Source organism: Planococcus sp. ANT_H30 (assembly GCF_008369335.1).
GTDB lineage: Bacteria > Bacillota > Bacilli > Bacillales_A > Planococcaceae > Planococcus > Planococcus kocurii.
In genome coordinates this window covers 1-23,322 of the sequence record NZ_VOBJ01000010.1, presented here as the reverse complement: position 1 = coordinate 23,322, position 23,322 = coordinate 1, and the positions used below count along the sequence as shown (strand labels likewise).

At 40.2% G+C, this 23,322-nt stretch carries 19 protein-coding genes, 1 pseudogene and 1 riboswitch; of the genes and pseudogenes, 8 read left to right on the top strand and 12 right to left on the bottom strand.

What is annotated here, in order from left to right:
- The first annotated feature begins 25 nt into the window (after window positions 1-25).
- Window positions 26-295: a phosphocarrier protein HPr gene (locus tag FQ085_RS15795; RefSeq protein WP_058385357.1), complete on the top strand. Its 270-nt coding sequence runs from the start codon at window positions 26-28 to the stop codon at window positions 293-295.
- Window positions 292-2,010, top strand: coding sequence for a phosphoenolpyruvate--protein phosphotransferase (ptsP, locus tag FQ085_RS15790; RefSeq protein ID WP_058385356.1), 1,719 nt, complete (start codon window positions 292-294; stop codon window positions 2,008-2,010). The genes FQ085_RS15795 and ptsP overlap by 4 nt, the downstream gene beginning before the upstream one ends.
- Window positions 2,011-2,051: 41 nt before the next feature.
- On the opposite strand, the gene FQ085_RS15785 is transcribed toward ptsP, so the two are convergent.
- Complete coding sequence (locus FQ085_RS15785) at window positions 2,052-2,771, bottom strand: 3-ketoacyl-ACP reductase (protein ID WP_058385355.1); 720 nt, start codon at window positions 2,769-2,771, stop codon at window positions 2,052-2,054.
- Between the two features lie 335 nt (window positions 2,772-3,106).
- Window positions 3,107-4,060: an MBL fold metallo-hydrolase gene (locus FQ085_RS15780; RefSeq protein WP_058385354.1), complete on the bottom strand. Its 954-nt coding sequence runs from the start codon at window positions 4,058-4,060 to the stop codon at window positions 3,107-3,109.
- Between the two features lie 215 nt (window positions 4,061-4,275).
- On the opposite strand from FQ085_RS15780, the gene FQ085_RS15775 reads away from it, so the two are divergent.
- Entirely contained in the window at window positions 4,276-5,130 is an 855-nt protein-coding gene (locus FQ085_RS15775; RefSeq protein ID WP_149457111.1) for an NAD(P)H-hydrate dehydratase, read from the top strand.
- A 42-nt stretch (window positions 5,131-5,172) separates the two neighbouring features.
- Here FQ085_RS15775 and FQ085_RS15770 read toward each other — a convergent pair whose 3' ends face one another.
- From FQ085_RS15770 to FQ085_RS15760, 3 genes are all read right to left on the bottom strand, one after another.
- Window positions 5,173-5,637: a low molecular weight protein-tyrosine-phosphatase gene (locus tag FQ085_RS15770; protein WP_058385352.1), complete on the bottom strand. Its 465-nt coding sequence runs from the start codon at window positions 5,635-5,637 to the stop codon at window positions 5,173-5,175.
- 526 nt (window positions 5,638-6,163) lie between these two features.
- On the bottom strand, window positions 6,164-7,594 hold the full coding sequence (locus FQ085_RS15765; protein WP_058385351.1) for a carbon starvation CstA family protein: 1,431 nt from the start codon (window positions 7,592-7,594) through the stop codon (window positions 6,164-6,166).
- Window positions 7,595-7,906: 312 nt separating this feature from the next.
- Entirely contained in the window at window positions 7,907-8,368 is a 462-nt protein-coding gene (locus FQ085_RS15760) for a putative immunity protein (protein ID WP_058385350.1), read from the bottom strand.
- Between the two features lie 225 nt (window positions 8,369-8,593).
- On the opposite strand from FQ085_RS15760, the gene FQ085_RS15755 reads away from it, so the two are divergent.
- The 3 genes from FQ085_RS15755 (at window position 8,594) to FQ085_RS15745 (ending at window position 12,410) form a co-directional block, all read left to right on the top strand.
- Window positions 8,594-9,595, top strand: coding sequence for a potassium channel family protein (locus tag FQ085_RS15755; protein ID WP_058385349.1), 1,002 nt, complete (start codon window positions 8,594-8,596; stop codon window positions 9,593-9,595).
- Window positions 9,596-9,897: 302 nt separating this feature from the next.
- On the top strand, window positions 9,898-11,568 hold the full coding sequence (locus tag FQ085_RS15750) for a DUF2207 domain-containing protein (protein ID WP_058385348.1): 1,671 nt from the start codon (window positions 9,898-9,900) through the stop codon (window positions 11,566-11,568).
- 107 nt (window positions 11,569-11,675) lie between these two features.
- Window positions 11,676-12,410: a YqcI/YcgG family protein gene (locus tag FQ085_RS15745; protein WP_058385347.1), complete on the top strand. Its 735-nt coding sequence runs from the start codon at window positions 11,676-11,678 to the stop codon at window positions 12,408-12,410.
- Window positions 12,411-12,538: 128 nt separating this feature from the next.
- On the opposite strand, the gene FQ085_RS15740 is transcribed toward FQ085_RS15745, so the two are convergent.
- Window positions 12,539-13,555: a LacI family DNA-binding transcriptional regulator gene (locus FQ085_RS15740; RefSeq protein WP_262499833.1), complete on the bottom strand. Its 1,017-nt coding sequence runs from the start codon at window positions 13,553-13,555 to the stop codon at window positions 12,539-12,541.
- Window positions 13,556-13,715: 160 nt separating this feature from the next.
- On the opposite strand from FQ085_RS15740, the gene FQ085_RS15735 reads away from it, so the two are divergent.
- Window positions 13,716-14,474 carry an arylamine N-acetyltransferase family protein gene (locus FQ085_RS15735; protein ID WP_262499824.1) on the top strand — a complete coding sequence of 253 codons (759 nt, stop codon included), beginning with the start codon at window positions 13,716-13,718 and terminating at the stop codon, window positions 14,472-14,474.
- 70 nt (window positions 14,475-14,544) lie between these two features.
- Here the strand turns inward: FQ085_RS15735 and FQ085_RS15730 are convergent, their stop codons facing one another.
- From FQ085_RS15730 to FQ085_RS15705, 6 genes and pseudogenes are all read right to left on the bottom strand, one after another.
- Window positions 14,545-15,489, bottom strand: coding sequence for an ABC transporter substrate-binding protein (locus FQ085_RS15730; RefSeq protein ID WP_058385346.1), 945 nt, complete (start codon window positions 15,487-15,489; stop codon window positions 14,545-14,547).
- Window positions 15,486-16,034, bottom strand: coding sequence for an ATP:cob(I)alamin adenosyltransferase (locus tag FQ085_RS15725; RefSeq protein ID WP_149457110.1), 549 nt, complete (start codon window positions 16,032-16,034; stop codon window positions 15,486-15,488). The genes FQ085_RS15730 and FQ085_RS15725 overlap by 4 nt, the downstream gene beginning before the upstream one ends.
- Window positions 16,035-16,197: 163 nt before the next feature.
- A riboswitch (cobalamin riboswitch) is annotated at window positions 16,198-16,391 on the bottom strand.
- A 55-nt stretch (window positions 16,392-16,446) separates the two neighbouring features.
- Entirely contained in the window at window positions 16,447-17,400 is a 954-nt protein-coding gene (locus FQ085_RS15720) for an HNH endonuclease (protein ID WP_149457109.1), read from the bottom strand.
- Window positions 17,401-17,696: 296 nt separating this feature from the next.
- Window positions 17,697-18,812 carry a GGDEF domain-containing protein gene (locus FQ085_RS15715; RefSeq protein WP_149457108.1) on the bottom strand — a complete coding sequence of 372 codons (1,116 nt, stop codon included), beginning with the start codon at window positions 18,810-18,812 and terminating at the stop codon, window positions 17,697-17,699.
- A 204-nt stretch (window positions 18,813-19,016) separates the two neighbouring features.
- Entirely contained in the window at window positions 19,017-19,511 is a 495-nt protein-coding gene (locus FQ085_RS15710) for a GNAT family N-acetyltransferase (RefSeq protein WP_237150149.1), read from the bottom strand.
- A gap of 25 nt (window positions 19,512-19,536) precedes the next feature.
- Window positions 19,537-20,787, bottom strand: a pseudogene (locus FQ085_RS15705) (MDR family MFS transporter).
- Between the two features lie 97 nt (window positions 20,788-20,884).
- Between FQ085_RS15705 and FQ085_RS15700 the strand changes: the two are divergent.
- The gene (locus FQ085_RS15700) at window positions 20,885-22,543 is read left to right on the top strand and encodes an ABC transporter substrate-binding protein (protein ID WP_149457107.1); all 1,659 of its coding nucleotides are present in this window, start codon (window positions 20,885-20,887) and stop codon (window positions 22,541-22,543) included.
- The last annotated feature ends 779 nt before the right edge of the window (window positions 22,544-23,322 follow it).

Below are 23,322 nucleotides of genomic sequence, written 5' to 3'. Positions count from 1 at the left end.
AACCCATTAGAGGAGGAAATTAATCATGGTCGAAAAACAATTTACAATTACAGATGAAGCAGGTATGCATGCCCGTCCCGCATCCGCATTAGTTGGAGCGGTATCGAAATTCAAATCGGACATTACGATTGAACACAAAGGCAAAAAAGTAAACTTAAAATCTATTTTAGGTGTTATGTCACTTGGCGTACCAAGTGGTTCGGTGGTAACGATTGCCGCTGACGGTGAAGATGAAAACGAAGCAATTGAACAAGCAACAGCTGTTATGGAAAAAGAAGGGATTTCAAACCAATGACACAAACCATGTCCGGAATAGCAGCCTCCAACGGAATTGCGATCGCGAAAGCTTTTCGCTTGGAAGATCCGAAATTGAATGTTGATAAACGGACAATTTCGGATGCCGATGGCGAAGTCGTACGTTTAACAGCAGCTTTAGACCTATCCATCCAAGAACTAGAAGTGATTCAGAAAAAAACAGCTGCAGCAATTAGTGAAAAAGAAGCGGCGATTTTTGGCGCTCATCTTTTAGTATTGAGTGATCCTGAACTTGTTGGGCCGGTTACAGAGAAAATCAAGACTGAGAACGTTAACGCTGAGTTTGCTTTGCAAGAAGCAACTGATATGTTCATTGCGATGTTTGAAGCTATGGACAATGACTATATGAAAGAACGCGCTGCTGACATTCGTGACGTGAGAAAACGAGTACTTGCTCACCTACTTGGTGTCACGATTCAAAGCCCAAGCATGATTTCAGACGAAGTGATTATCATCGCAGAAGATTTAACGCCATCGGATACGGTTCAACTAGATGCGAAGTTCGTTAAAGGCTTTATTACCGATATTGGTGGACGCACTTCCCACTCGGCGATTTTGGCACGCACACTGGAAATCCCTGCGGTAGTTGGCGCTAAAACAGCGATGGCCGATATTCAAAATGGCACAATCATTATTGTTGACGGCTTAGATGGAAAGATTTTAATCGCGCCAGAAGACAGCGTCATTGAAGAGTATAAAAACAAACAAGCAGACTTTGACAAACAAAAAGCACAATGGGCTGTCTTGAAAAACAAAGCAACCATCACCGCTGACGGTCAAGCGATTGAACTGGGTGCCAACATCGGAACACCTAAAGACATTGCAGGCGTTCTTGATAACGGCGGCGAAGCGATTGGGTTATACCGCACCGAATTTCTTTATATGGGACGTGATCAGTTCCCAACAGAAGCTGAACAAGTCGAAGCTTATTCGTCTGTATTAAAAGGCATGAAAGGCAAACCGACCGTTGTTCGTACGCTAGACATCGGTGGCGACAAAGAATTGTCGTATCTCGAATTACCGAAAGAACTTAATCCATTTCTTGGCTTACGTGCAATCCGTTTGTGCCTAGAAATGCCAGACATGTTCAGAACGCAGCTGCGGGCATTACTGCGTGCCAGCGTTCATGGAAATTTGAAAATTATGTTTCCGATGATTGCAACGCTTGACGAATTCCGCCAAGCAAAAGCATTATTATTAGAAGAAAAAGCGAAGCTTCAAGCTGAAGGCGTGGCAGTAAATGAATCGATCGAAGTCGGCATCATGGTCGAAATTCCTTCTACCGCAGTGATGGCAGATACATTCGCAAAAGAAGTGGATTTTTTCTCGATTGGTACGAATGACTTGATTCAGTACACAATGGCCGCTGATCGCATGAACGAAAGCGTGTCGTATTTGTATCAACCATTTAATCCTGCTATTTTGCGTTTAGTTAAAATGGTCATTGATGCGTCGCATCGTGAAGGCAAATGGACTGGGATGTGTGGAGAAATGGCTGGAGACGAAATCGCCATTCCGATTCTTCTGGGTCTCGGTCTTGATGAATTCTCAATGAGCGCTTCATCGATTTTAAAAGCCCGTTCGCAAATCAGCAAACTGTCCAAAGCAGAAATGGCACAGCACACGGATCACATCCTTGCGCTAAGCAATTCCCAGGAAGTTGAAGATTACGTAACAAAACTAGCCAATAATTAAAAAAACGAGCCAGGAAAATTCTCCCTGGCTCGTTTTTATGTTCAAAATGGATTGGTTGCCCATTGACTAGAAGTTGGAATGAAAATACGTGGATGCAGTTTCAGCTGCGCTACCATGTATTCTGCCAAATCTTCTGGCTGCATAAATTTTTCTTTTTGTTGTTCTGTTTCACCTTCTTTAACTGTTAAATCTGTTACTACGCGACTTGGTGTCAAAGCGAAAACCCGAATATTGTGCTTACGAACTTCTTGAGACAACGATTCTGTCATGCCGAGCACACCAAATTTTGAAGCGCTATAAGCACTCGACCCGATAGTTCCTCGCAATCCCGAGCTTGAGGAAATGTTAATAATGTCCCCCCCGTTCTTGTTGATCAATTGCGGCAAGACTGTTCTAGTAACATAGTACATCCCCATCAAATTGACATCAATCATCTGTTTCCAGTCTTTTGGATCTAGTTCTAAAAACGGTCCATATTTGCCGATTCCTGCATTATTAATCAAAATATCAATCGTTCCAAGTTCGTTCGTTAACTTTTTAACTGCTGCTTCTACTTGCGCCAAATCAGATACATCCGCCACAGCATAGGCCGCACGACCGCGTAATGACTTAATTTCTGCAGTCAGCTTTATTAAATCTGCTTCGGTCCGCGCAATCAATCCGACATTGACACCTTCATTGGCTAAAGCCAGTGCAGTTGCGCGCCCGATGCCTTTTCCCGCTCCTGTAATAATGGCTGTTTTCTCTGTTAATACTTGCATACCTAAAAACTCCACCTCTCACTTGTCTCTTTCGTTTAGTTGTCTGCATCTAGAGGACAGACTAGCAAATTCGAAAGCTGTATGGATTTTATTTACCCCTAAGAGCAGTCAACTTAAACAGTCGACTCACAAATTTAGTAGAGATTAACAAATCACGTCAATTAAATCACATTAGTCAAATCAATTTAAAAATAAATGAATGATTATTTTTATTCATTATTATTCAAAAAGTTTTAATTGCAATCATTTCGATACGTTCCTCTACTTTGTTTCGTTTAGAATAACATTCAAATGAGTGAATAGATAATGAATAGTGAGTTAAGTGCCATTTAATTTTAGGTGTGCTTTGGTTGTTTCGACAACGCATCTAAAATGCCCATGGCGCTCACTTGCATATCCAGTCGAATGTATGGATATACCTGGTGATTGTCTGGCACACCTTGCGTCCGTAAATAATATTGAATCCGCTCATAAAGTCGGTCAGCCAATTGCTCAGCGCCGATCTCATTAGCAAAAGCACGCTGACCTTCTGACACGAATACTGTTAGCCATTCTGCTGCCTGGCGAAGCGCCTTTTCTGGTTGATCCGTTTTTCCAAAATGCCCATAATAGATGGCATCAAGCTTTGACATGGACATCCGTTCAACGGCATGTTGCATCGCTTGTGGATTGAATTGATTGGGCGATGTAGAAGGCAAATACAAGTCGATGCCTTCACTGACCAATTGTTCATAGCGAATTCCAACTGTATCTCCGGCAAATATGCCATTACTGACAGGATCGTAAATACTAAAATGGTGGTTGGCGTGTCCTGGGGTATCCCAAAATTCTAGTGTGCACGTAGGTCCAATGACTAGTTGATCGCCTTCAGTTTTAACAAGTAAGCGATCTGCTGGAATAGCAACGATTGGGTCAAACAATTGATCGAACTGCTCTCCGTAAACCTTTCGAGCGCCCGCTATCAGTCGGCTAGGCTCAATCAGGTGCCTAGCGCCTTTAGGATGAACAACTACTTGAGCGTTTGGACACCCTTGTAACAACAGTCCCGCTCCCCCTGAATGATCCAAATGGACATGGGTAACGATGATGTATTTGACGTCTTCAAGAGTAAATCCTAAAGCCGCTAGTCCTTTTTTGACGTGTTTGACAGAAGGACTTGATCCTGTATCGACTACAGTCAATTCTTTCTCTCCAATCACATAAGTGCCGGTTCTTCTAGTGAGTCCTAAGTCAAATCCGTCAATTAAGTGCAAACGTTCACTAAAGCGAATGGGTTGCGAGTTTATCAATTTATCCATCTCCTTTGTTTTATCAACTACCTATCAATCCGGTGTTTAGTTTTCCGTTGAAAGAATATTCTATCATTTATAATGGAGGCTTTGGCTTTTTCTGCTTCACTTTTTTTGGCATGGAGAAAAAGAATGATGATTTTTGCTATTGATAAAAAGAATGCGTACAGTTAACTAAACGAACTGTACACATTCTGAAAATGGGAGGAATAAAAATGACCTCATCCGTCATCCTGCAATCATGGACAACTGAACAAGTCGCCGCATCACTCCCTAAAAGACAGCCATCGAGTCATAAAGGAAGCTACGGTACAGCGCTATTAGTTGCTGGTACAAAAGAAATGCCAGGCGCTGCGCTACTCGCAGCACTTGGTACGATGAGGAGCGGTGTCGGTAAACTAGTCATTGCGACAGAAGCTGAAGTGGTGGCAATGATCGTCTCTCAATTGCCAGAAGCCACTTACGTACAAAATGGGTTACAGCAGATTGCAGAAAAAAAGACGCCCATCGATTCATACCGCGCGATCGCAATTGGACCCGGCACAAATCCAGATGCGTTAACGGAAGACGCCGTTAGTACACTACTCGACAGCCAGGCACCGGTTATATTGGACGCAGGTGCACTGAGCAAGCGAACTTACGTGAAACGTCACTTACCCGTAATCTTAACACCCCATCCTGCTGAATTTTCTCATATTACTGACGTGGACGTAAATGAATTGCAAAAAAACCGCGCTTTCTATGCGGTGATTTGGGCGAAAAAAATGGGTGTGACAATCGTTTTAAAAGGACAAAATACTATTACTGCCTTTCCTGATGGTGAGGTTTGGTCAAATCCAACCGGCAATAGTGCGCTGGCAAAAGGTGGCACCGGCGACACACTGACGGGTATGCTGCTCGGTATGTTGTGCTGCCACGCTGACTGGAAGCACGCAGTATTAAACGCCGTTTATCTTCACGGAGCCTGCGCAGACGAGTGGGTTAAAACACGCTCGCCTCATACCTTACTTGCCCATGAGTTGACCGTGCTGTTGCCGGAACTGTGGTTTCAGTTAGAAAAGTCCGAATGAATAAAAACCCGACTAGAAAATTCCCAGTCGGGTTTTGTTCATTTATACATTATGTTCTCTTTTAATCTTTCCAATTAATGCTGCACTGCCTTTGCTTATGAGTTCATAGGTTTCTTCGAAATCGCCTGTGAAATAAGGATCAGGTACGTCTTTCGCTTGATCGGTTAAATCTAAAAAACGACAGATTTTCGGATGAGTGGACTGACCGAGTATCAAACGGATATCCATTATATTGTGTTGATCCATTCCAAGAATGTAATCGAATGCAGCAAAATCATCCGGCTGCAACTGACGCCCTTTTAAACCTGTTGCCGAAATGCTGTGATCTTTTAAAATTTTCAAAGTTCCCGGATGCGGATCTTGGCCAATATGCCAATTCCCCGTTCCAGCAGAATCCACTTCTACATAATTGGACATTCCCGCCCTGTTTAATTGCTCACGTAAAACAGCTTCTGCCATCGGTGACCGGCAAATATTTCCGAGACAAACAAGTAACACACGAATCATGGAATCACCCCTCTTTTAATTAGGATACTTAAGCATTATAACTTGATTCACTAATCAACCGCTCCTATCGAATTGACCAGCAAATAATAAAACAGCTTGCTCCATCGGTAAATGGAACAAGCTGTTTTAGCCAGTGATCAGATTTTGAAATGTCTTTTAGCGGTTGGTTTATTGTGTATTTTTTTACCCTTATACATAACCCACAGCACATATAGAATGCCGACGATATTCAATGAAAAGAGCATAACCTGATGAAGAGCCAAACTGTTATGCAGCATTGTTTCTCCGTAACGGATGCAATTCATTGTCAGAATCAGTACCGGCAACCATAACCAGTGATTAGAAATTGACGCTTCCTCCCTTTTGCGAGCGACCGACTTTATCTACGAAAGTTTCTAATCAACTCAACATCTTATTTTAGCAAATTTTTAGGATAAATAAAGAATTTTTTATTTTCTTTATTTGATGATGGTATTTCCCAACTAATTGTCACAGAAAAAAGCAGGCTGTGAAAGCCTGCTTTTTGTCATTCTACTGTAACGACTGTTTGGACATCTTGTTGTCGATTTTTTCTGGCTTTGCCGTAAAATAGTACAATCACTACCGCAGTCAGCACCAACCCAACGATGTATGAAAGATCGAGATCGAGATTAAAACCGATTTTTTGATTGAGTATATAGACAAAAACCATATAGGTGATAAAGACAGCAGGCGCAAGCGACACCAAGTAGTTTTTACCTTGGATATAGAGATACATTGTTGCGATCCATAAAGCGATTCCCGCAGTTGCTTGGTTGGCCCAAGAGAAATAGCGCCACAGAAGATTAAAGTCAATTTGAGTCAAAGCCGCTGAAATAATAAAAAGTGGAATAGCGATAATCAATCGCTTTACTAGCTGAGTCTGATCCATCTTGATGTAATCTGCAATAATAGAACGAGCTGCACGGAATGCTGTGTCTCCTGACGTGATGGGTAAAACAATCGCACCGAGAACTGCTATGGTACCACCCACTGCACCGAGCAAAGTCATGGATACTTCATTAACAACGGCAGATGGCGTTCCTGAATTGATCAGACCACTCAAAGATTGTCCATCAAAAATACTCATAGCCGCAGCTGCCCAAATCATCGCGATGATGGCTTCTGCAATCATCATGCCATAAAATATATAACGGCCCTGCGATTCTTTTTCAACCGTCCGAGAGATAATCGGTGACTGCGTTGCATGAAACCCAGATAACGCGCCACAAGTAATGGTGAAAAACAAAATCGGAAAAATTGGCAAATTGCCTGGGTGCATGTTCGTGAAGTTGAGTTCCGGTATTTTGTAATCAGAGAATAACAGCGCAATGCCCACGCCCAGTGTCCCTATTAATAATACAGCACCGAAATAAGGATAAAATCGCCCAATAATTTTATCGATTGGCAAGATCGTTGATAAGAAATAATAAATAAAGATGACACCAATGATAATACCCGCTGCGATTTTACCATCCACCAAAATCGAAAGCAACGATGCGGGCGTCGTAACAAATACTGTTCCGACTAACAATAGCAGCAGCAACGCAAAGACGTTGACGATGTGCTTTGACGCTGCCCCAAGAAATTTTCCTGCAAGTTCTGGGATATGTGCACCTTTATTGCGTATGGAAATCATGCCGGTCAAATAATCATGAACCGCTCCAGCAAAAATCGAACCGATGACTATCCACAAAAATGCGACGGGTCCGTACAAGGCACCCATGATTGGACCGAAAATTGGACCGGTTCCAGCTATATTTAACAATTGAATCAGTGCATTTTTGTGTTTATTCATTGGGACAAAGTCGACACCATCTGCATTCGCATAAGCTGGTGTTTTCCTTGCTTCAACCGGATCAAATAGTTTTTCGATAAATTTACCATATGTAAAATAGGCTACCACTAAAATGACAATGGAAATTAAAAAAGTATACATTTGACACCCCTATCCTGTAGTGAAAACGCTTTCTTGCTATAACAAAAAAATAGCTTGATTTACTTTAACTTATGTAAAATTTCCAATGCGATTCTTTGTTTTCAATCACTTCAGATTTCTAACAAGCAGAAAACCATTAGCTATTAGCTAATATATTTTATATTAGTATTTTAATTTGGACGAGTCAATCTTTTTTTGTTCAATGGTAACAACTTACTCGGTCAAATCTTTTTACCAAATTAATGCTTGCTAGCAAAAAACAGGTCTTTTTGTTTTGAGAACGCTCTAGCCCCTTGTCTATCTGTAAAAAACCTAATCGCGATACTGTTCTAATTCATTTAATTGCCACTGTCTTTCTTCGGTAATCTTATTCATGTCAGCTTTTGAATCAAGCCCGACTGCTTTAATGGCGTAATCTGAACAAACTACTGCATGTCCCCGCATATGCCCCACACTAACAGCATGTCCAATTGCCCGAGCTGCCGCTTTTGCCGTTTCACTTTCACATCGTCTTGCTAGTTCATGTACGTTGAATCCCGCTTGTCTAACTTCCTGAACAGAAGCTTCGCCTCGTTGCCACAGTTCCCCAACTTGAATCCCATTTTGTAACTGGTCACTATGCGGAAACTCTTTTTCAACGTAACAGAGCACGCGTTTTGCCACACTCAATGCCCACGTTGCCAAATGAACGTGAGTTACCCGTTTTGTCGCTCTTGCTATCTCACTCCGCAACACCGTATTATCTACGATTTTGATTTTTGATTTATCTGTCATGGCTATCTCCTCCTTACCGCAGTAAACTGCAGTAGTTATAAACTTTTTTAAGATTTTCGTTATAAGGGTATGATAATTAAATAAACGACTTACCGTAGTAATTAACAGGATCCACAAAGTGGCCGTTTAAATCAGGTTCTTCGTTTACTCATCCTGATCCAAGTAACAAAGCTGTTGCTGTAGTTTAACGTCATTATTTTATGTTACACCTTCTAAAAGAAAGGAGTGATTATTCTGAATTTACTTTATTTACTTGTTGGCATGGCATTTATTATCCTTTGCATCGTCGATTTTATTTGGACGACTTTGTGGATTGATGGTGGTGCGGGACCCGTTACGAACCGCTTGTCTTCACTTATTTGGAGAATGGCTAGAATGATTGGAGGAAATCATTCCAAATCACTTAGCTTAGCAGGTCCGTTCGTATTGAGTGCAACGTTGTTGATGTGGATTTCTTTATTGTGGATTGGCTGGACTTTGATTTTTGCGGGACTCGGACAAGCGATTTCCCCTTCTCATGGAACTGATGCTATTTCCTGGGTCGACCGCTTTTACTTTGCCGGTTATTTAATCTTTACACTCGGCAACGGTGATTTCAGCCCAAAAGAAGGAAGTGCGCAAATTGTTTCCGTTCTTGCAACAGGTACAGGTATGCTGTTCATCACTTTTGGTGTTACGTATTTAATCTCCATTTTAAGCGCGGTTACGATGAAACGTTCTTTCGCTTCGAGCATTCATGGTCTTGGAGAAACTGCTGAAGAGCTAGTTAGTAGCGCTTGGAACGGCCATGACTTTCATAACCTCGATCTTTTACTAGCTAGCTACTCAGAGCAACTAAGTTCACTTGCTGCCCAACACGCAGCTTACCCTGTTTTACATTACTATCATGCCGTGAGTCATAAGACCGCTATGCCATCAGCAATTGCGATTTTAGATGAAGCAGTGAGTTTGATCAAATTCGCTGTTCCCGTTAGCTATCATCCGAATCAGCTGTTGTTGAAAGAAATGCGCTCTAGTATCGATCAGTATTTAGACACACTGAACAAGTCATTTTATAAGCCATCCAAACAGATTCCACCTATTCCTAATTTCAACATTTTTCAGGAAGCAGAAATTCCAATGATGCCAGAAACAGATTACCTTAACGCATTTGCAACGTTAGAAAATCGCCGCCGAAAATTATTAGGCGGACTCGAAGCAGATGGACGTTCATGGTCTTCAAGTTAACCGTCTCAACCGGATCTCATTCGTCTGCGATCCCTTTAACGTGCAACAAAACGCTGATGAGTGTTTTTTGTGATTTTGCTAAGTTGCTTGCTATAATTAGAATAGTAAATGAAAATTCAGTTAGTTAAAAAGAGGTTAACACATGATCCACTCTATTCCGCTCCAATCAAGCTTTTTCCATACTTCTTTTATTTGAAAGTTTAGACCTTTTTTAACCAGCAGAGATACCATCCGATTAGAAACAATCGACTTTCTGAAACTTATTACCGAGCATTTCGTAACGAACGAAAGGAGTGAGGTAAATGCACAAGAAAAACCAATTTATCGTTTTATGGACCCTGCTCGTTTTCATGTTGTTTCCTCTTCAAGCATTGGCTGTGGACTATTCTATTTCTAAAGTCACCATCGATGCGCAAGTAACTAGCAACGGAACGGTTGCTGTCACAGAAAATCATACGTACAAATTTCAAGATGATTTTAATGGCATTATACGGGAAATCGTTCCAAAAAAAGGAACGTCGATTCATGAGTTTACCGCTTCTGAACAGGGGAAAGAATTAAAAGTCGAACGGGATGAAGAACTATACAACATCTTCCGTTCAGGTGAAAATGAAACCATTACCATCGAATTGCGTTACGAAATTCAAGGAGCTGTCGATACATACGCGGACGGCGCTGAATTTTATTGGCCATTTTTTGATGACCGCAACGACAGTGACTATGAACAAATGACAATAACCATTACACCGCCTGCTGCTTCAGAAAAAACAGCTTTTACCGGTTACGATGGTGCTTACCAAACCGGCAGTTTACAACGTGATGGTGGGGTTCAGTTTGACATGGGCAAGGTATTAGCAGGCTCTAATGGAGACGTCCGCGTCATTTTTGACAAACATCTATTCCCGAGTCTACCTCAGAAAGACGGTTTGGTCCTCGCTGACTTAGCAGCTGACAAAGAGCAAATGGCAAACGACGCTGCAGCTTTGTTAGCTAAACAACAGGCAGGAAAATCTATTGGCAACTGGCTGATTCCAGCTGCCGGAGCAGCGTTACTGGCTTTATTCGCTTGGGCTTTTAGTCATGCGCGCAAAACCAAGCAGCAAGCAAAACCAGACACGCCTCACTTTTTCGTACCGAAGCAAAAAATGAGCATTCCGGCGACTCTCTATTTTACTAAGTCCTCCATTTTAACACCTGCTGTAACAGCAGCCGCCTTAATGGAACTGGTACGTAAACAAAAGATTGAACAGCTATCAGAAGAAAAATTCCGACTGATCGACCGCAATCCTGAATTTATTCACGAGGCTACGTTAATCGAACTGCTTTTTGATAAAGTAGGTGATGGTGAAATTTTTGAAACAAAAGAGTTGGAAAGCTACACAAAACAAGAGCTGAATCATGCTTCTTACACCGACTCTATCACTCTTTGGCAGCAAGGCATTCAAGAAGAGGTCAAACAGTATGAGCTTTACGGCAAACACCCCTTGTTACGTGGGATCGTTGGAACTAGCGGACTGGCATTTGGTGTAGCCTCCATCTTTTTCGGGCTCTTAGAATTGTTTCCAATGATGGTTGTTTCTATAATCATTGCTATTTGCTTTATTGGATTTTGTTTTTACTCTCCGATTACTTATAAAGGCCATGTGATTCGAGAAGAATGGAAACAGCTACGGACTGCGATGAAAAATCTAGAGCCAACAGCTTGGAATCATTTAACGCAAGACGAAAAGATGCGTGCTTTTAGCTACCTACTTGGGGCAGACGAGAAATCCACCAACCTTACAACACTAAGCTTCACCACTGCCTATAGCGATTCGGCATTTGCAGATTTCGGATTGTTTTATAATCCTGTTTTGTTGACTGGACTGTTTGTTGCTGCCTATTCCAGCACCAGCACTTCTGCTAGTGCTTCAGGAGCGATATCTGCGGGCGGGGGTGTTAGCGGTGGCGGTGGTGGATCTGGTGCATTTTAATCGCTTGACCAAAAGGCTGAGAAAATCTCAGCCTTTTTTTGTTTTGCCCGCTGTTTCTTAGGGAACAACAAGTAAAACGCAATTTTATACAACAGGAGGAACTTCTTATGATTACGACAAACTCAGCTTTATTAACGAAAGAAGATTTTACAACACGCACAGACTTGCCTCAATGGCTATTAGCCGAATACACTACTTTTCACAAAACTGTAACGGATAAAACTTTTCCATGCTACTTCGGCATGAACGGCGAGATGAAGGGAGAATTACGCTATGCGTATATCACACAAGAAGACTGGCGCAATTTACCTGCAGCTGTTGATGCATTCTTAACGTTATTTGATGATCCAAAGCATAAACGCCACGGGTTATTTGTCTTTGTTGAGCCTTTCAAGAAAGAAGCTTCACTTGAAACTTATCGGCAACAGTTTTGGGACATTTTGCAATACTTACATGATGAAGATGACACAGAATGGCCGAAAGAAGCCCCGCGCGATCCAGACCATTATTTATGGGATTTTACTTTTAAAGGGGAACCCATCTTTATTTTTGGCAATACACCCGCTTATAAACAGCGCAAAACTCGTGACCTCGGCAATGCGATGGTTTTAGGATTCCAGCCCCGCCGTATTTTTAAAGGATTAACAGGAACTGAAAAAGGCGGCATAATGTCACGTGATAAAGTTCGGCAACGTGTAGAAGCATGGGATCATTTGCCAACTCATCCCGACATTAGCCACTTTGGTGACCCACAACATAACGAATGGAAGCAATTTTTCATCGGTGACGACAGCGAACCTATTCAAGGGAAATGTCCATTTACCCACAAAGAAATGAAATGATCAGTAGATTTACCATTAATGAAAAATTTTTTGTAAATAAATCTGAAAGACCAAAAAGAGCCGCGCCGGTATGTTTGCCGGCACGGCTTCTTAAATTGACTAGGTGAATTTTCAGCCACTATGGCTTGTTAACGCAGAGCAGTCGTTTTCCGTTCGTAAAACTGCACATCTCTAGTCACATTAAAGGCTTCGTCTTGATTGTAAAGAAGCATATCAAATAGTCTTTTTACCGCTTCTTGACCTAAATTTTCCAGGCTATCGGACGTTCCGACAGAAGTTAAGTTCAGAGATGAATGTTGGCCAATCTCTGAATTGCCAATTCCAACGATGCTGATGTCTTGTGGAATTTGATAGCCTTCCTGTTGATAAAAATCCAGTAATTGGATGGCAATTTCATCAGTAGCAGCAACAATAGCTGTCGGCTTTTTCTTTAATGCTTGTAAATTCTTAAAAGCTTTAAATAACGAGTTTTTATCTGTCTCCGTAACCACTAACCGCTTTTTACGAACTTTGATTTTCTGTTCTTGAATAGCTTGAATAAATCCTAGAAGACGATTATTATAAGAGGGATTATTCAATGTACCTCCTACCCAAGCAATTTCTTGATGGTTCATTTCTATTAAATGATGGGCAGCTAAATACCCAGCTTCAGTGTCATTCAAGCCAATTGAATGATGACTACCTGAATAATTAGAGTTCAGCAAAATCACCGGTGTGTTCGATTCACTTATTTTATCATACTCTTCTTTATTCAGTAACACAGAAATCAAAACGATGCCTTGTGCTTTGCTAGACAATACCGCATCGAATACATCCGATTCATTTTCTTTTGCAATAAAATGACTAATTACTTCATAGCCTTGCTGCTTTGCATAATTTATAATAGCCGGGGTGGCTTCAGTAAAGATTGGATCATCTAATGATCCAACTACCAAATGAATTGTTTTCACTTGGTTCGCATTCGCAGTAAATGGAACAGTCTCCTCTACTCCACCCAATGAATAATTTAGCTCATTCACTGCAGCCATTACTTTATCGTACGTATCTTTCCTTACTTGATCTGGTTTATTCAGTACGCGTGAAACAGTCGTTTGTGATACACCTGCATGTTTTGCTACATCAGTCGTTGATACCAAATCGATCACCCTACCTTCTTTTTTCATCTAATTGAATTCACTATTCAACTTATTTTTTACCTAAATTTATTTACTCATTCATTGTATCACGTCTGCAAAAATAACTACACTTAAAAATGAATAGCATCTATAAAAAAACCATTTAAAGTAACAGGAGGAATGACTAGTCATGATGAATAAAGAAAAATACTTAGCTCGTTTTAACGCTTCTGCGATTCAAGAATATTATTTGCAAGATTTGACTGAATTGCAATCTTTGCATATGCAAAATATCCCATTCGAAAATTTAGACGTTATGCAACATGTTCCAATTTACTTAAACTTAGAGAAAATTTATGAAAAAATTGTTAATCAACGGCGAGGTGGATATTGTTACGAATTGAATGGGTTGTTTCACTGGCTTCTCAGTCAGTTAGGATATCAAGCAAAACTAATATCGGCAACCGTTCAAAGACCAAATGGCACTTGGGCGAAAGCTGATACGCATGCGGCGATTCTCGTGGAGTTTGATACGCTTTACTTAGTAGATGCCGGTTTTGGAGACTCGACGGTGAGTCCAATTCCGCTTGGTGGTGAACGCCATACTGATCACAGTGGTACTTACCGCATCGAAAAAGTGGATGACGTTTATTATGATCTGATTCGTGAAAATGAAGAGAACGAAAAAGTGCTTTATAGATTTTCAACAGATGAAAAGCAGCTGGTTGACTTTCATGAAGGATGTGTCTTTAATCAAGTATCTAAAGACTCTTCTTTTACACACAATGACTTAGTCACTCGGGCAACTCAAAACGGACGAATTACTTTGTCAGATCATCAGTTAACACGCTCAGAAAATGGACAAAAAACAAAAATCGAGCTGTCTCCAGCCGATAAGAGGAACGTATTAAAAAGGGAGTTCGGAATAGATCCAGATAGCTTGAAATAACGCTATGATTTCAGGCATGTTTTACTGCATAAAAAAACTCCTCGCTTTTAAGGCGAGGAGTTTTTGTGTTTTAGTTAAATAAATCTGGGTAAATTGTTTTAGCTACTAATTCCACAGCGTCACCAATGCGCGGTCCAGGGCGTGATGTGATATCAGAATCCAAGAAAAAGACTTGATCGTTTTGAATCGCTTCGATATCGCTCCAGCCTTCACGTGCTTTGATCTCCCCGATTGGATCTTCCGTATAAGAAACCGTTGTTGTGATAATTTCTGGATTTCGTGTAATGACTTCTTCTTCTGAAATTTTTGGCCATCCTTCGAGGTCACCAAAGATATTTTCGACATTGGCATGGTTCAGTATTTCTTGTTGGAACGTTTTTTGACCTGCTGTATAAATTTCGGGCGAAGGACTGATTTCGAAAAACACTTGTTTTTTCGCTTCTACCCCTTCTATTTTTTCTTGTACTTCTTCAATTTGCTGCTGAATTGAGCTATTTAACGTATCCCCTTTGTCTTCAAGACCCATGACGGTCGAAATTTGTTCGATGTCGCCATACACATCTTCAAAAGATTGCGCTGATTCAATAACAAATACTTGGATACCTGCAGCTTCTAACTCTTCATAACCGGTTGGCGCACCTGTAGAATAACCGATGACGACATCTGGATCCATTTCAATGATGCGTTCTGCGTTAAAAACGACTGAATCTGAAACACGTTCAACTTCAGCTGCTTCTGCTGGATAATTATCATAATCAGTCGCGCCAATCACTTTTTCTCCTGCTCCAATGCCATACAAAATTTCAGTATTACTTGGAATAAGTGAGACAACTGTTTCAGGTACTTTTTCAAACGTCAACTCGTTGTCTAAATCATCTGTAACGGTATAGTTTGCTTGCTCCTCTCCTTTATTCGTTGGTTCTGCATCTGTTTTTTCTGTTGTTTCTGATTGACAAGCACCTAGAGTTAAAACAACTGCTCCGATAGCTACGTATTTGAATGAGGAAATTTTCATTGTTGATTGGTCACTTCTTTCTTTTTAGGTCTAGTTGGATAGGACTTGCTGACGAACGGGATTTCTTCCACTCCGTGATGCTGATTAACATAAACAGCCATCGTAAACAGCACGTTGGCTAACAAATTGGCGTAATCAAAGAGAATGTTCGGTATTTCTTTTTCTAAACTCACTTTGTGCAAGGCCCTTACTGATTTTTTCGCTTCACTGCGACAAACATGCAGGACGCATGCAGCGTGTGTTCCTTGCGGCAAAACAAAATTACCGATTTTATCCTTTGTGAAGTTTACATAATAATCATACATGTTACTTAGCTCAATCAAGTCTTCCTCATGAATGGCTATTTTACCGCGAACTGAGCCGTTCAAATGATAAGCCATAGGTTGTAAAATCTGCAGATCTCGTTGTATAGCTTCTATATCTTGTGTCAATGACAGGGCTTCTCCGATTCGGGTAGTCAACGAATCAGTCCTAATTTCAAAATCCACAGTAACTGCGGATTCCCGCATAAATGGATAACAAAGATAACGCATGTCTTTTTTCATCATTCCACCTCACTTCCGTTTGGTGAAAATCACGGCATTGAACGCTCTCTAAACAGCAAAAAGCCGCCCTCAAAAGAGGACGGCGGCATAGCTATTTAGAGACATACTTCAGCAGTCAAAATAGAAACGTTGCCGTATGATTCCCTTATCTTCCGAAGAGTAAAAATACGTTCAAAAAAAGGTAGGTCTCCTGGCTTGTGCATCGCTTTACTTTAAGAACCTTCCCGTTTAGTTGGTAACACTAAACAGTGGCATTTTCTTATTTCATACGCACTTACAGTTGCGGAAACAGCCCCGGAATCTAACCGAGTTCCCTGTTATGCTGACGAATCAGCACCTTTTTTCTGCATGATTATTCACTTGTTTCTAGTGTAGCATATGTCGTACGACAAAAGACATACTTATCGAACGATTATTGTTGATTGACCAGCAGTTTCACTTTAGGCAGTTCGGCAAAAACGATTCGTTTATGCCATCTTAAATAAAGAGCATGCTCTGGCGAAACGGGTATTTTTATCCCTCTTTTTAATTGGTAGGTGGGATAATGTTCTTCTGGAATTTGACTCGAAATACGGAGACTTCCGCCTCCGGTAAATGCGATGAACCCCGCTGAATACAAAGCAGCATGGTTGGCACAAAGTAAGATGCCATTAAAAGCATCTAGCCGTTCTTCAGCTGAGCTGTCTTTCCAAGGCTTGGCATGCGTCGCTTTCAACACAGCGTCAATACCAATTCCACAAAGTGGACATTCTCCGTTCCAAAGCGGCAATAAACTTTCTCTGAATTGTTCTTTACCTCTACGCATTTTCGTTTTGATTTGTAGTTCTGCTTCTGCAATCAAGCTGATTAATGGATCATGCTCTGTTTTTTTAATCACTTCCATTGACAACTCCAATTGTTCGACTTCCAAGGTGAAAATATTTAAGGCGCTAATTAGTTCTAAAAATTTCATCGCCAGTTCTTCATTGCATGGATACAAATAACCTGAATTGCCACTAGCATCTTCTTGAAATGCCGCGTATTTTACGGGCAGTAAAGGCTCTATTTCTCTAAAAAACGCCTTAATGGATAACGGATTGTCCAATTCGCGATAAACAGCCCGTGCGATAAATGCCTCTTCAGTACTGTCCTGCTGCTCGTCTGTACTTTTAGGTTTGGTTCCATGTTTACAATCTTCTCGTACATGACTAATAGCTACTAAAAATCCTTTTACATAATGAAAAACGATATCGCCTTTTTTTAACTCCTGCATTCGTTTCCAAGAGTGTGGAATCATCCCCGATTTATCAACCCTCGGTGACCAAAGAACCTCTGCGTTGCGTTCTTCTTGATAGGTCTCTCCTTGCATAACAATAAAACTATTCATGAATATCCTCCTAATAATAACATTGCTGAAATCCAATGACTCCTATGTAATAAATCAAGTTAGATAAAGAAAAACCTTTCCTTTTATTTTAACTCAAATCCAAAGCTTTTGTTGGGATTAAGAAAAGCATAAGCGTCCGTGTAGGTCCGACAAGCGCTGGAAGTCTTACCAGTTATGATGGTTTTCAGCTACAGTAAGGCTAAGGACCTGGGCGCTGAAGCTGGACACCGAAAAGCATAAGCGCCGCAACAAAAAAAGCCACTATACGCAGTGACTGTTTCATCATTTTTTTTCGATTAAGATTTTACCAATTCACGTGCGTTTATTTCAGAATGAGCTGTCACACAATTTCTTCCATTATGCTTTGATTCATACATGGCACTATCGGCTTCACCAATCAATTCATCTAAGCTTTTGTCTCCTATACTCACGCTGACACCCATTGACACTGTTAGTTTTCCTGCAGGTTGCAACTCTTCTCCGACAAACGGATAAAGCTCTATTTGTTTTCTGACAATTTCAGCAAGCATCAAAGCTTCACGTTGGTCTTGAGGGTCCGTAATGCAAAAAATGAATTCTTCTCCTCCATAACGAGCTACATGATCTTTGCTACGCGTATTGTCTTTCATTAATTGGCCAAGTGAGCGAAGAACGGCATCTCCCTTTTGATGCCCATGTGTATCATTGTAAATTTTGAAATAATCCACATCCATCATAACAATGGCGAGTGGAATTTGTTGCACAATCAACGGCGCTAGTGTCTTTTTGAAAAAACGGATATTGGGCAACTGCGTCATCGGATCTTGATTTGAGTAATATTCCAGTTCTGTTCGCAGCAATAGTTGACGACTTTCTCCATTGGTGATTAAACCCATCGCCAATACAGCAACACCAGCAAAAAAAAACATGGCAATAATAATAGAAATAGTTGCTGGTGTAAATAAAAACATCCAGACTGATTTCAACATTTCGAAAATCAAAAAACCAGCCATCATTTTTTTGAGATTCAATAAATTGAAAAACTTATTTGATGATTTTTGATTATGAAACAAGCTGCCAATAACGACTGGCAGTACAATCGATTGCAAAATACCCAATACAACCGTCGGACCTTCGAAAGAGTACCGGAAGTATGCCGGGAATATAGCAGATAGCAGTCCAACTTTCCAACCAGCAATGTATGAAATAAAATAAAGTGGAACTTCACGCAAATCCAGTCTCATGCCCATATAAAAATACGGGTTATACATGACGGAAAAGGTTAAAAAACTTATGAAGACAACACTTAATAGATATAAGAACTTTGATTCAGTCAAGTTTGGGAATAATAATTCTTTTGCTTTTAACGCCAAATACAATAAGGCGATAATTAATGCCATGTTTTCAAGAAAGAAAAAAAGCAATGTTGCCATCTATACATCTCCTATTCATAAGATATTCTTTAATAGTCTACAGCTAATAAGTCTAAAAATATAGATTAAATACAATATTGTACAAAATTATAGTTGATTTGTGCTTTTCCTTTTCATATCCATGTATTTTTTTATAAAGACAAAAAACACTTTAGCAATCTCAGTTCAAGACTGCCTAAAGTGCATGTATTGACTAAAAAAATTCTAGAGTAATTTCGACATTAACCATTCATTCATGTAGTTACCACCAATACCAATCGACTCTCTTTTGAGTCCCTCTACTACAAAACCTCTTTTTTTATACAACGCAATGGCAGCGTGATTGTGTTCTAATACGGTCAATTCAATGCGGCGAATTTCTTTGTCTTTTGCCCACTCTTCCATGGCCACGAACAATTGACACCCTATACCTTTTCCCCGCTCTCGCCGCGAAACGCCTATTGCGATGTGAATCGAGTGTTGCTTACGTTGGATTTCTTCTCCTATCGCAAACAAATATCCCATTAATTGTTGACCTTCTTCTGCAACGAACACAATTGACTCTTGCCCCATTGAAAAAAGGCGTTGTTGTAATTGCTCAGGAGTCGTCTTTCGTTCACCAGGATCAAATAGCATCAACCCGGATTGTTCAACTTGTTTCATTAGGCTAGCCAATTGTTCGGCATCCTTTGGAACTGCTTTTCTAATCAACACAGCCATTCTCCTACCTTTTTAAACGAAATTTTCAGATGATTTCGGGTCTATTCGCTAGTTTTCTTTTGGGCTTTCTGACAAATAATCCTGTATATACAAGAAGCGTACCAATCATAAGCAACACGCCCATATAGACAGACATCATCGTTGGAATTAAAAAAGCACCAATAATAATGGTCGAGCGCGCTAAAAGATCTGCCCCACTAAATGAAATGTTAGAAAACGCCGAATACGATCCCCGTTTGTCTTCTGGTATCATATTGGCCATTTCCGCATTTCGGACAGGTGAATATACCAACTCCCCAATCGTGCCAATAAAATTAAACAAAATCAATAAATACCAGCTATTCGCTGATGTAATCGTGACATAGCCGATGCTGTAAAGCAATAATCCTGTCAATAAAACATGCTTTTTAGAAAAGCGATCCGTGAATCGATTGACAACAAAAGTAAAGCAGACAACTAGCAACATATTTTAGATATTTAGCAAACTAAGCATTCGTACACCTGCGACATCAAAGTCTGCAATTGTGAATGTCTGAAAGCTTTCCGCTAACCGGACACCAATATAGCTATTCAATGAAAATTCCGCTGAAAATATAAACATCGATCCAATGACTACTTTAACAAATGGACGGTCCTGAAAAGCCAATCGATAGTTTTGCAGTAAGTCAATCAGAACATTGTGATGCTGTTTTTTCAAGCTCACAACACGCTCATCTTTCAACCAAATGTGATAGGCAATTGGCAAGCTTGCAGATGTCACTGTCAACAACATAAATAGTTCAATTTGATGATTAAGATACAACAAACCACCAAGTGCAGCGCCAATAGCCATCGACAAATTGACCATCCAGTAATCGATGGCATAAATAGCTTTGCGATTTTCTGGAGTCGTTGAATCAATGATGATGGCATGCATCGCGGGGCGTCCTAAACTACTCGCAATTATGAAGAACACATAGGCTAATGCAAACAAGCCAATCCATCTATCCGTAGGTAGCAAGCTTACTGCCATTAGCAAGAACATACAGGCACTCAAGAAAGATGTCATGACCAATACTTTTTTTCTAGGAAAGCGGTCTGAAATGTATCCACCGATCATATTCACAAAAAAACCGATGAACACGGTGATAATCAAAAAAGACCCCGCCCAAACTTTGCTCATTTCCTGTGCAAAGAAAAGAGCCATGAATGGCATCACAGCTGAAGCCACAGCTCGATTAAAAAAAGAAGTAATTAAACGCACTTTAATATTCTGTGGATAGTCTTTCCATTTCATCTTGTCAGCCTCCTTTGTCTTATGTATATTAAACTAGACGGAAAATACTAAAAATAGACAATTTTTATAGTTATGTCCACTTTTAACAGGAGGCATTATGGAAAAAATTCTTTTAGCGTTATGGCGAACTGTCCCATCTGGCAATATTAAACAAACTCAATTAGCAAACAAACTCGGTTTAAGCACAAAACAAACGGCACGTCTTCTCCGCAAATGGTCTGATGAGGGTTGGTTTACGTTTATTTCAGGCCAAGGTAGAGGGAACGCCTCGCATCTTCAGTGGCACCTACATGTAGAAGAAGTATATGAACAACAACTTCTACAACTGATAGAAGAAAAATCAATCGAAACTGTCAGCAAATATCTTTTATTTGATTGGTCACCCGAAGTCAAACAGCGTATCTTGCATCAAATTCGTGCTAATTTCGGTTATGTTCAAAATAGTATAGGCAACACGGACAAACTGATTATCCCAAGACAATATCCGTTACTAACACTTCACCCTCTCGAAGCTGCAGATATTCAAAGTGCCAATATGGTAGCCACTATATACAACAGACTAGTATTTGTTGATGCTAGTGGTGTCGTATATCCTGAACTAGCTCATAGTTGGGATTTAACAGCTACCGACCTTCGGCTATACCTAAGAAAAGAAGTCCGCTTTCATGACGGTTCGTATTTGTCTGCAAATGATGTAATCGACTGTTTGAACCGGTTGCGCACAGATTCTTCCTATGTGGATTTGTGGCAACCCATTACAGAGATTGTAGCGATTAGTCCCTATATTATTGATATTTCTTTTCCAAGCGGCTGCAGCTATTGTTTACAGATGCTCGGCATGATTAATGCCAGTATTTACAAAGAAAATGCACAGCAACTTACCGGTTCTGGAAGTTTTTTTATCGTAGAAAATCATGAACTTAAAACGACATTGCAAGCATTTGGAGATTATTTCCAAGAACGACCTTTGATCGATATCGTAGAATTTATTCAGGTTTCTGAGGATTTCGATTTTACGTATCGCTCTACTGTGCAACATTTGGAGGAAAAAACCTTTCAAGTAGAAAGCGATTCGGGATTTGGAGTGGTAATTTTAAATGCATTTAGAAATTCCCCCATTAACCAACAAGAAGTGCGTGATTATGTTCATTATGCTATTGCTAAACACCGCCATAAAATTGAACTATTTCATACACGGGCACTAGCTAATCAGACGAGTTGTTTAATTGGTCAGCAACAACAAATTGTTTCCTTCAGCTGCCCAGTACGGCCCCAAATCGATCAGCCTTTAATCATAAAAGCGGCAAACTATACAAGCGGCGCTACATTGTGGCTGAAAGAGGCTCTAGAAAGTGAAGGAATTGCAGTCGAAATTCAGTGGATGTCTTTTCAAGATAAACTATTGGATACAACAGAAGACCAGACAGCGGACCTTTTCGTTCACGGAGAAGTATTTGAACTAGATCAAAACTTTTCCTTTTTTTACTTTTTATCAAACGGCTCATCCCCAATAGCAACGATTATGAAATCTCAACCACAGTTCGCTAATTATCTGCAGCAATATGCTCAGACACCTTTTGAAGAGTGGACGGCATTAAATGTAAAAATCGAACAACAATTGATGGCATTGTCGATTATGATTCCTCTTTATTACGAAAAGCGACAATTTCCTTTCGCAATGGATTTAATGAACATCACGCTCAGTCATTTCGGATACATCAATTTTTCTAAGTTATGGGTACGTCCAACTAGTTAGGGATAAACAAAAAAATGAGACATAACGTCACTCTACGTTATGTCTCATTTTTTTTGGTTTAACTGACTTTTGATATCGATTTAAAGGGAATTGAGGTGGGCGGTCAAAATGACATAAAGACTCAAGCTCAGCATATTGAACAGTACGAGATTGAATTTTAAATCTCCTTTTTTACCAATCAACGCTGTTACAACTCCTAGCCCACTTAGTAAATTTGGCAAATGAAGGTGAAGGTTCAGCAGAAACTCGAGCGGTCCCTCGAACCAATGAATCACTTAATGTCAGTGGCAACAAAGTCAGGAGACAGAGACTTGCTGAAATGCACGTGAAACATTTCTCATTCGTAAACACCCCCTTTTACTGTTATCGGCCTCGACGCATCAAAGATAGCTACAAAATTGAGGAGTTGTGTTTCGCTGAGATCGAGAAAAACATCTCAGTCTAAGGTTAGAGAACGAACTAGTATAAAATTAAATAGAAAAAAATTTGGCTATAAAAATTAGTAGCTTGTTCACTAGAAAGACTTCTAGACTACTAAAATTTATTTCCCAATGCATTTAAAGATCTCTTTTGTCCCTATTAGACTACAGCCGATGATACAATATGCAAACAAAAATATACTATTTCATTATTTTTATGTAATGATTTTTTGGGCTAGTTGTATAATCAAATGCAACAGCTAACTTGCTAGAAAAACAGAAAAAGCCACAGATAAACCGTGTATGATTAAGTCGACGAAACATCAATCGATACGGAGGTTTATCTATGGCTCAAACTCA

Excerpts from the sequence above, each read along its gene's own strand:
- ptsP (WP_058385356.1), top strand. The coding sequence starts at position 292 with ATGACACAAACCATGTCCGGAATAGCAGCCTCCAACGGAATTGCGATC.
- FQ085_RS15710 (WP_237150149.1), bottom strand. The coding sequence starts at position 19,511 with ATGGCTGTGTTGATTAGAAAAGCAGTTCCAAAGGATGCCGAACAATTG.
- FQ085_RS15760 (WP_058385350.1), bottom strand. The coding sequence starts at position 8,368 with ATGACAGATAAATCAAAAATCAAAATCGTAGATAATACGGTGTTGCGG.
- FQ085_RS15720 (WP_149457109.1), bottom strand. The coding sequence starts at position 17,400 with ATGAATAGTTTTATTGTTATGCAAGGAGAGACCTATCAAGAAGAACGC.
- FQ085_RS15770 (WP_058385352.1), bottom strand. The coding sequence starts at position 5,637 with ATGATTCGTGTGTTACTTGTTTGTCTCGGAAATATTTGCCGGTCACCG.
- FQ085_RS15730 (WP_058385346.1), bottom strand. The coding sequence starts at position 15,489 with ATGAAAATTTCCTCATTCAAATACGTAGCTATCGGAGCAGTTGTTTTA.
- FQ085_RS15700 (WP_149457107.1), top strand. The coding sequence starts at position 20,885 with ATGGAAAAAATTCTTTTAGCGTTATGGCGAACTGTCCCATCTGGCAAT.
- FQ085_RS15735 (WP_262499824.1), top strand. The coding sequence starts at position 13,716 with ATGATGAATAAAGAAAAATACTTAGCTCGTTTTAACGCTTCTGCGATT.
- FQ085_RS15725 (WP_149457110.1), bottom strand. The coding sequence starts at position 16,034 with ATGAAAAAAGACATGCGTTATCTTTGTTATCCATTTATGCGGGAATCC.
- FQ085_RS15750 (WP_058385348.1), top strand. The coding sequence starts at position 9,898 with ATGCACAAGAAAAACCAATTTATCGTTTTATGGACCCTGCTCGTTTTC.
- FQ085_RS15765 (WP_058385351.1), bottom strand. The coding sequence starts at position 7,594 with ATGTATACTTTTTTAATTTCCATTGTCATTTTAGTGGTAGCCTATTTT.
- FQ085_RS15745 (WP_058385347.1), top strand. The coding sequence starts at position 11,676 with ATGATTACGACAAACTCAGCTTTATTAACGAAAGAAGATTTTACAACA.
- FQ085_RS15795 (WP_058385357.1), top strand. The coding sequence starts at position 26 with ATGGTCGAAAAACAATTTACAATTACAGATGAAGCAGGTATGCATGCC.
- FQ085_RS15775 (WP_149457111.1), top strand. The coding sequence starts at position 4,276 with ATGACCTCATCCGTCATCCTGCAATCATGGACAACTGAACAAGTCGCC.
- FQ085_RS15715 (WP_149457108.1), bottom strand. The coding sequence starts at position 18,812 with ATGGCAACATTGCTTTTTTTCTTTCTTGAAAACATGGCATTAATTATC.
- FQ085_RS15785 (WP_058385355.1), bottom strand. The coding sequence starts at position 2,771 with ATGCAAGTATTAACAGAGAAAACAGCCATTATTACAGGAGCGGGAAAA.